General features: G+C 64.8%; 8 protein-coding genes. 1 reads left to right on the forward strand and 7 read right to left on the reverse strand.

All coding sequences use genetic code 11. From position 1 onward, the window contains the following. From ABIV12_RS07100 to ABIV12_RS07125, 6 genes are all read right to left on the reverse strand, one after another. Positions 1 to 1487: serine/threonine-protein kinase (locus ABIV12_RS07100; protein ID WP_348057694.1), on the reverse strand; the 1487-nt coding region annotated here is incomplete at its 3' end. A 68-nt stretch (positions 1488 to 1555) separates the two neighbouring features. Continuing rightward, positions 1556 to 1996: an energy transducer TonB gene (locus tag ABIV12_RS07105; RefSeq protein ID WP_348057696.1), complete on the reverse strand. Its 441-nt coding sequence runs from the start codon at positions 1994 to 1996 to the stop codon at positions 1556 to 1558. A 259-nt stretch (positions 1997 to 2255) separates the two neighbouring features. Beyond that, positions 2256 to 3722, reverse strand: a complete 1467-nt coding sequence (gene pyk, locus ABIV12_RS07110; protein WP_348057698.1) for a pyruvate kinase — start codon at positions 3720 to 3722, stop codon at positions 2256 to 2258. Between the two features lie 252 nt (positions 3723 to 3974). Beyond that, complete coding sequence (locus ABIV12_RS07115) at positions 3975 to 4634, reverse strand: HAD hydrolase-like protein (protein ID WP_348057700.1); 660 nt, start codon at positions 4632 to 4634, stop codon at positions 3975 to 3977. Beyond that, a complete protein-coding gene (locus tag ABIV12_RS07120; RefSeq protein WP_348057702.1) occupies positions 4634 to 6034 on the reverse strand; it encodes a hypothetical protein in 1401 nt (466 codons plus the stop codon). Before ABIV12_RS07120 ends, ABIV12_RS07115 begins: the two co-directional genes overlap by 1 nt. Before the next feature lie 89 nt (positions 6035 to 6123). After that, positions 6124 to 7296, reverse strand: coding sequence for a phosphoglycerate kinase (locus ABIV12_RS07125; RefSeq protein WP_348057704.1), 1173 nt, complete (start codon positions 7294 to 7296; stop codon positions 6124 to 6126). Positions 7297 to 7492: 196 nt separating this feature from the next. Between ABIV12_RS07125 and ABIV12_RS07130 the strand changes: the two genes are divergently transcribed. After that, positions 7493 to 7960: an OsmC family protein gene (locus ABIV12_RS07130; RefSeq protein ID WP_348057706.1), complete on the forward strand. Its 468-nt coding sequence runs from the start codon at positions 7493 to 7495 to the stop codon at positions 7958 to 7960. A gap of 26 nt (positions 7961 to 7986) precedes the next feature. On the opposite strand, the gene ABIV12_RS07135 is transcribed toward ABIV12_RS07130, so the two are convergent. After that, a partial coding sequence (locus tag ABIV12_RS07135; protein WP_348057708.1) for a TlpA disulfide reductase family protein occupies positions 7987 to 8485 on the reverse strand: 499 nt, incomplete at its 5' end.

Here is an 8485-nt window from a genome sequence, read left to right on the forward strand (position 1 = left end):
ACGATCGACCGGGCGTCGATCCCCTCCGGCCATTTGCCGAGCAGCGTCGCGTCGCGCGTCAGCGGATCGACCGCCTGAAGCGCATCGCCGATGACGATCGCAAGGCGGCCGTCCTCGAGCGACCCGAGCAGACGCTGATCCGACGGAAGCACGATGCGACTGGCTTCGACCGACGCGTCCAGTGGACGCAAGTACCAGCCATCGGCCGAACCCAGAACGATCACGTCGCCGCGCCGACCGAGAATCTTGCTTGCGTCGATGGGCACGCCGAACTGCTGACGTGGGCGCAGCCACGCCGACGTGGACGGCGGTATCGATGCGTTCGCTCCCGTCGGATTTTCGGGCAGCGAATGGACGCGCCATCCGCCGATCACCGCCAGCAGAAGGAGCGCGACAATCGCGGCGTACGGCCACGCCTTCGCGCGCGGCGCTCGCGCGCGTGGTGCGGCGGCGTCGGACTCGACCAACCGGGGTGCCGGACGTGTATCCGCGAGCGCGGCAGGCATGACGGGTCGTGGCGTCGACGCTTTGCGATCGAGACCAAGCGCGTGGGCGAACGCGGGAACATCCGCAAAGCGTGCAGCCGGATCCACTTTCAGCGCGCGACCGATCGCCGCGGTCGCTGCCAAGGAAATGCCGTCCGGCAGGCGGGTCGACATGTCGGTCGCCGAATTCGCGAGCCCCTCGAACGAGATCTCGCTGAAGCTGCGACCGCTGCGCAGCGGCTTGCCGCGCACCATTTCCGCGACGATCAGTGCGAGCGCGAACTGGTCGGTTGCCAGCGTCACCGGGTATCCGAAGAACTGCTCCGGCGCGAAGTACAGCGGCGTGCCGACGACGAATCCGGCCTGGGTCAGCCGTGCGCTGTCGTCGTCGTTTTCCTCGAGACAACGTGCGATGCCGAAATCGAGCAGCTTGACCTGCTCCTCGCCGTTCTTCCGTGCAATGAAGATGTTGTCGGGTTTCAGATCGCGGTGGACGATTCCGCGCGCGTGCGCAAACGCGAGCGCGTCGACGACGCCATGAAGGATCTCGCTGAGCCGCGCCCATCCGAGGCCGTGCGGATGGCGGGCGATCTCCTCCGAAAGGCCGTAGCCTTCGAGGTATTCCATCACGTAGTACGGAACACCCCAGTCCGACACATCGAAATCGTGGATCAGCACGATGTTCGGATGCTGCAGGCCGGCGAGCAGGCGCGCCTCGCGCAGAAAACGTTCGCGCAATTGCGCGTCGACCGCGCCGGGGCGCAGCAGCTTGATGGCAACATCGTGGCCGAGCGTGCGATGACGCGCTTTAAGCACGACACCCATGCCGCCGGTGCCGATCACGTCAAGCAGCTCGTAGCGTCCAAAACGTTCGCCGATGAACAGGCGCGGATCCGACCGCGTCAATGCGCCTCCGCAGCGGGTGCAGCGAACGTCGCCGTCGTCCATCGCGAGACGGCAATTCGTGCAGACGTTGAATGCAGCGGGATTGAACGCGCTCACGGACGGGTTTCACCCCGTCTGCAGGCGTGCGCCGGACGATGGCAGCAGGCGCATCGTCCTCGCATGGATCAGGGCGCCTTCGTGTCGAGTTTGTCGATCGCGCACGCCTGCATCACCGCCTCGCGCGCGGCAGGATCGGACGGCAGGTTGAACGGGAAGATCAACCAGCTCATCACCGACTGGCGACCGGCGTTGGACACGGTCGGTTCGAAATGCAGCCCTGTCGCCATGCCCTCTGCGATCTTGCGGAAATCGCCTTCCGGAACGACTTTTTGCACCCGCACATTGCTGGTGTTGCCGTCGCTGCCGACGACAAACGACACCGTCGCGCAGCCCGGCTTCTCGACGCCCTTGGAAATATTCGGCACGTTGGCTTCAACCGACGAGGTGATCATCGTCCAGTAGCCTGCAAGCTTCTCTGGCGCCACCGTCTTCGGCGGCGCGATGGACTGGCCAAACGCGCTGCCGCAGCAGGCGATCGCAAAAACAATCGTGGTTGGACGCAACATGACGCGCACTCCTCGGACCGGGCGGCCGCTTGATCGCAGTGCGCCCATTCTACGAGTGATCGGCGGAAAACGCCGTCCAATCCACCAATGTGCGCATTCGCGGCCGCATGTGTCATCGGAGCGGTGCAAGGCCCGGATCAGGACCGACAGCGTGAAGCACGAAGAAAAGCGTTCCGGTAAACCTGCTCTTTCCGCAGTCTTTTCCGTCGTGTTCCCCGTGTTTCAATCGTTTGCCTTGCGCAGCGCCGCTCAGCGTCCGTCAAAGCTCCCCAAGACCCTCGGCGACGCCGCCTTGGCCGACCTTGAGCAGTTTCAGGGTATTCGTGCCGCCGAGCTGGCCGGTGTGATCGCCGGTGGTGAGGATCACACGGTCGTCGACGCTCAGGTGGCCGAGGGTGAACAGATGACGGATTGCATCGCGAGCCGCCTGGGTTGGCCCGACGCCTTGCGCGTCGAAGTCGATCGGATTCACGTCCCGGTACAGGAGCATGCGGCGACGCGCAGCGGCATTGCGTGACAGCGCATAGATCGGAACGATGGACCGGTAACGTGACAACCATTGCGCGGTCCCGCCGCTTTCGGTGAGCGCCACGATCGCGCGCACGCCGATCTGTCCGGCGAGGAACATGGCGGCCAGGGCGATTGCCTGGTCGGTGCGGTCGAGGCGATGCGCGCCCACGCTGAGATCTTCGGTCGGCTCGAACTGGCGTTCGGCGCCGAGGCAGACGCGACGCATCGCGGCGACCGCCTTGTCCGGATGTTTGCCGGCCGCGGTTTCCTGCGACAGCATCACCGCGTCAGTGCCGTCGATCACTGCGTTGGCGACGTCGAGCACTTCGGCGCGCGTCGGAATGGGCGATTCGACCATCGACTGCATCATCTGTGTCGCGGTGATCACGACCCGGCTCTGCAGCAGCGCCTCGCGGATGATCTTTTTCTGCAGGCCGGGCAATTCCGCATCGCCGATCTCGACACCGAGATCGCCCCGCGCGACCATCACCGCGTCCGATGCGATGACGATTTCGCTGAGGTTGACGATCGCTTCGGCGCGCTCGATCTTCGCAACCAGCGCGGCAGTGCCGCCGGCCTCGTGCAGCAGTCGGCGGGCCGTGTGGATGTCGTCGGCAGTCTTCACGAATGACACTGCGAGAAAATCCGCTTCGAGTTCGGCAGCGAGCTTGATGTCGTTGCGGTCCTTGTCCGACAGCGCAGCCACGGTGAGACCGCCACCCTGCCGGTTGATTCCCTTGCGATCGGACAGCCTGCCGCCGATCAGCACGCTGCAGCGAACGGTCTGCTTGCCGACTTCGAGCACTTCGAGCGCGATCAGGCCATCGTCAAGCAGCAGGATGTCGCCAGGTTTCACATCGCGCCATAGATCGTGATAGCTGACGCCCACCCGCGTTGCATCGCCGGCGGGTGCGTCAGGCCGACAGTCGAGCGTGAAAACCTGTTCGGCTTGCAGCTCGATCGGCCCGTTGGCGAACCGCTCGACGCGAATCTTCGGCCCCTGCAGGTCGGCGAGGATCGCGACCTCGTTGCCGAGTTCGGCCGCTGCGGCGCGAACCGCCGCAGCGCGGGCGCGGTGATCGTCCGGCGTTCCGTGCGAGAGATTGAGCCGGACCACATTGACGCCTTCAGCCAGCAACCGCTTCAACGCACCGGGCGCATCGGTGGCGGGACCGAGTGTCGCAATGATCTTGGTGCGTCGAAGTTGCGGTTGCACAGGGTGGATCTCCTTCGGTTCGAACGGCGGATGGCCGGAGGTCGGCAACGATCGATCACGTTGCCGTGGCACGCCCCGATCATACGCGACGCAACGAAGCGGTTCAGTCGTCACGCCGACCCCCGCCGACGTCGCGTGCGACCTCGCGGAACGTCCGTGTGAAGGGAGCGTCGATCCAGCGCTGATCGGCAGCGTAGGCGCGCGAAACGTCCGGCATCGTCGTGCCTTTTTCCCCAACGTGTCCTTCGTGTTTCAGTCTTCTGCAGGCGCTTTCCGCAACAACATCGATCCGAGCTCCTCGACCGTCTCGGCGATCGCATCGGCGCCCGCGTTGCGAAGCTCCTCGCGACTGCCGAATCCCCAACCGGCCCCGATTGCACGGACACCGTTCGCGCGTGCGCCGTCGATGTCGAAACGACGATCGCCGACCATCACCGCGTCGCCTGCATTCGTCTCGAAATCCCGAAGCGCCTGCGCGATCATCGCCGCTTTCTCGCTATCGTGGCTTGCTGGCGCTGCGGCATAGACGCGCTCGAAGCGGTCACCGAACGGCAGTCCGCGCACGATACGTTCGGCATAGAGATCGGCTTTGGTCGTCACCACCGCCAATCGGTCACCGCGCGTGGCGAGTGCGTGAATGACCTCGCCGATTCCCGGATACACCGTGTGCTCGCGCCAGCCGATGTCGTTGAAGCGCTCGCGGTAGCAGGCGACCGCACGCTCGATTGTCGCCGGGTCGTTTCCGAGGACCTGAGGAAACATCGCGCGCAGCGGAGGTCCGATCCAGTCGCGCAGCGATGCGCGCGACGGACTTTCAACGTCCAGTTTCGCCAATGCGTACTCGATCGAGTTGACGATGCCCTGCTCGGAGTCGATCAGCGTGCCGTCGAGATCGAAAAGACTCAGGCCCATCAATCGAAACCGCTCGCGAAGATCACGTCGCCCGGACCACGCTGCACGTCCAGCACGAATCCCTCCGCCGTTTGGGCGGTGACGTGCACGGTGAATGCGCCGCCGGGTTCCGTCCATTGTTCCCCGACGACGAACATCGAGCCCGGATCATCCGCAACATTGGCAGGCGGAACCGACGCATCGACGCTCCATGCAGGCTCGCTGCGACCGAGGCTCACCTCGTGAATGATCACTGCGTCGCCGGCGAGATTCACTTCGAAGCCGGAGACGCGCTTGCGTGCCTCGATCACGTAGTAGTGCGACGCAGGCTCGGGGGCCGGCAAGGTCACCTCGATCATCTGCGGATTCGTCGAACCGATGAGGCTGGCCCGATCGAGCACGATGCCGGTGACCGACCCATCGTCCGAGATCGTCACCTTGCGCGCCGAATCGATCCAGCCCAGATGATCGCGCGACCAGATACCGATGTGTTTGGGCTGCGCGCCAAAGGTGGAGTCACCGCCTGCGTGGTCCCAGGCGTCGCTCATCACATCCCACGGATTGTCGTACGGGTCGGAATCGCGGTCCGAATTGTTCGCGTGCGGAAGACCGAAGCCGTGCCCCATCTCATGCGCCAGCGGGGCTTCGTTGGCATAACCCCACGGTGGTTCCCATGTCGAATACCAGATCTTGTTCACTCCATCGAGGGTCGCGCGGTGCCCGCCGCCCCACGCGCAGCAGTCGAGGTTCGCGTTGTACATCGTGTTGATGCCGACAAAGGGAGTGAAGTCCACGCTCACATCCGCAACGTGCGTGCAGTCATTCCACAACGCGTCGAGATCGGCGCGGCCGTCGCTGCCATCCGCGTTGAGCGGCACGTAGTGCACGCGGGGGTGCGGCAGCGTGTACCACCCATGGACCTCGCTGCCGACGATGTCGACCTTGTCATACGACACATCGCGCCAGTACTGGTCCAGCCGGCCCGGATCGTTCGACAGCGTCCCGGTGAAATACGGGATGTCACGCGGCTCGTCGGTGATGTCGGCGAACTTGCACAGCAACGTCACCCACGGTTGCGAGCCAAGCACGCGCGGCATCTGCGTGGCCTGCACCGACACGCCCGACGCCATGATCGATTCCGGCACGAGCGTGTCGCCCGTTCGCAGGCCCGGTTGCGCGATGACATCCACCTCGCGTCCGTAAAGCGAGAACAGATCCTGCGATGCGCGCAACGCCTGCTGTGCGTCGATCGCCTGGACGTGACCGTCCGCGTCGGTGATGCGCGCCTCGAATCGTGGCGCCGCGCCACTGCCCGGCGGCGGATCGCCCCAGCGGAGCTCGAGAGTTCCGGTCTGCACCGCTTGAGCAATGCAATGCAATGGCAGCGCCGCTGCGGCGACGGCTGCAAGCCATGCCTTCATGATGTCGTTTCCCGATTGGTCGGCGGGAATGTAACAAGGAGTCGATCGTACGCGGTGCGAACGCACGCACATCCCGACCATTCAACGATTCAGCCGCGCGCTTCGAGCGCCTCGACCGCCGGCAGCGTCTTCCCTTCGAGGAATTCGAGGAACGCACCGCCGCCGGTCGAAATGTAGGAGACCTGATCGGCGACGCCGTACTTCTCGATTGCTGCCAACGTATCGCCGCCGCCGGCGATCGAAAACGCCCTGGATGCGGCAATCGCGCGTGCGAGCGTTTCGGTGCCCTTTCCGAACGCGTCGAATTCGAAGACGCCGACCGGCCCGTTCCACACCACCGTTCCCGCACTCGCGATGAGTTCGGCGTACCGCTTCGCGGTGTCGGGGCCGATGTCGAGAATCATGTCGTCGTCCCCGACCTCGTCGACCGCTTTTACGGTCGCCGGCGCATCGGCTGCAAACGCGGGTGCAACGACCACATCGGTGGGCACCGGCACATCGGCGCCACGTGACGCCGCATCGGCAATGATGCGGCGCGCGGTCTCCAGCAGATCCCGCTCGACCAGCGACTTGCCGACGTTGTGACCCATCGCTGCGATGAAGGTGTTTGCGATGCCGCCGCCGACGATCAACTGGTCGACCTTGCTCACCAGTGTCTCCAGCAACGTCAGTTTGGTGGAGACCTTGGAGCCGGCAACGATGGCGAGCAGCGGCCGCGCGGGCTTGTCGAGCGCCTTGGCCAACGCATCGAGTTCGGCCATCAACAACGGACCGCCCGCGGCGATCGTGGCGAAGCGGATCGCGCCGTGCGTCGATGCCTGCGCGCGATGCGCGGTCCCGAACGCGTCCATCACGTAGACGTCGCACAGCGCGGCGTATTTTTTCGCGAGTGCATCGTCATCCTTTGCCTCGCCCACGTTCATGCGGCAATTCTCGAGCAGCACGATCTCGCCCGCTGCAACCGCAACACCATCGATCCAGTCGCGGATCAGCGGAACGTTGCGACCGAGCAGCTCGCCCAGACGTCGGGCAACGGGTGCAAGCGAATCCTCTTCCGACCAGATCCCTTCCTTCGGTCTGCCGAGATGTGAAGTCACCATCACCGCGGCTCCTTTTTCCAGCGCGAGCTTCAGCGTCGGCAACGCCGCGACGATGCGCGTTTCGGACGTGATGCGACCGGCGTCGATCGGCACGTTCAGATCCTCGCGAATCAGCACGCGTCGGCCGGACAGATCGAGATCGCTCATGCGCACGACGGACATCGGAACTCCTTGGGAGGGTGCTGGGGAAAACGGGCGGACCATTAAAACGGCAGCGCGCCGTCGATGCAATCGGCTCTGCGCGACCGGCGCGCGGGCGCCGTCGCGATCACGATCGGTGCACACCGCGTTGCACCCTGCATCCTGGTGACAACGACGCTAGCATGCGGATTCCGCCGACCGGGCCAGGAACCGAACGATGACGGACTACAGCGCGCACATCCACTGGAGGCGAGACGCCGGTGCGGACTTCGCCAGCAACGCGTATTCGCGTCGGCACGAATGGCGCTTCGACGGCGGCGCGATTGTGGCTGGCTCGTCGTCTCCACACGTCGTGCCTCTGCCGTGGTCAGACCCTACGGCGGTCGATCCCGAAGAGGCATTCATCGCGGCGATCTCCAGTTGCCACATGCTGTGGTTTCTCGCGATCGCAGCCGAACGCGGCTTCGTGATTGATCGCTACGACGATGACGCGGTCGGGCAGATGGCGCGCATCGGACCCGGAAAGCAGGCGATCACCCATGTCGTGCTGCGTCCGTGCGTCGATTTCGCGCCGGGCCATGCCGCAGACGACGCGAGCGTCGACGCGATGCACGAAGCTGCGCACGACCGTTGCTTCATCGCCAATTCGGTCAAGACCGTCATCACGGTCGAACCCCGTCGGTGACGCAACAAACAGCGTCTGTGCTCGCGTCAGCGCTTTGCGGGCGACGCAGGATGGAGGTGAAGCTTCTCCCGAAGCGTGGCCTCGGTCGTGTCCGGTGAATCGCTGCCCATCCGGTAGGCGACGCTGCCCTGTGCATTGACCAGCAGCAAGGTCGGCGTTCCCTTCACTCCATACTGCGCCGCGATGGCGTCCCCGTCGGTGATCAGGGTGAAGTCGAGGCCACGCTCGCGCAATTCGGCCCGGGGATCGCCGTCGTCCTTGATGTCGATCGCGTAAATGTCGAGGTGATCCGCTCCCGCGGCGTCCCTCACCTTTTGCAGATGAGGCATGAGCGCCTTGCAGTACGGGCACCACGTCGCCCAGAACAGAATCAGCGCAGGGCGCGGGAGGTGATCCGGATCGAATCGCACCACCGTCCCGGCGCCGTTGGTGCCCACCCATGCGATGGCACGCTCCTGTGCCAGCGCGGTTCCACCGGCAAGAAAGAAGAGGGCATACAAGAGGATGCGCATGGAAATCTCCGGT

Origin of the sequence: Dokdonella sp., assembly GCF_039926425.1 — a bacterium.
In the GTDB taxonomy this organism is placed as follows: domain Bacteria; phylum Pseudomonadota; class Gammaproteobacteria; order Xanthomonadales; family Rhodanobacteraceae; genus Dokdonella_A.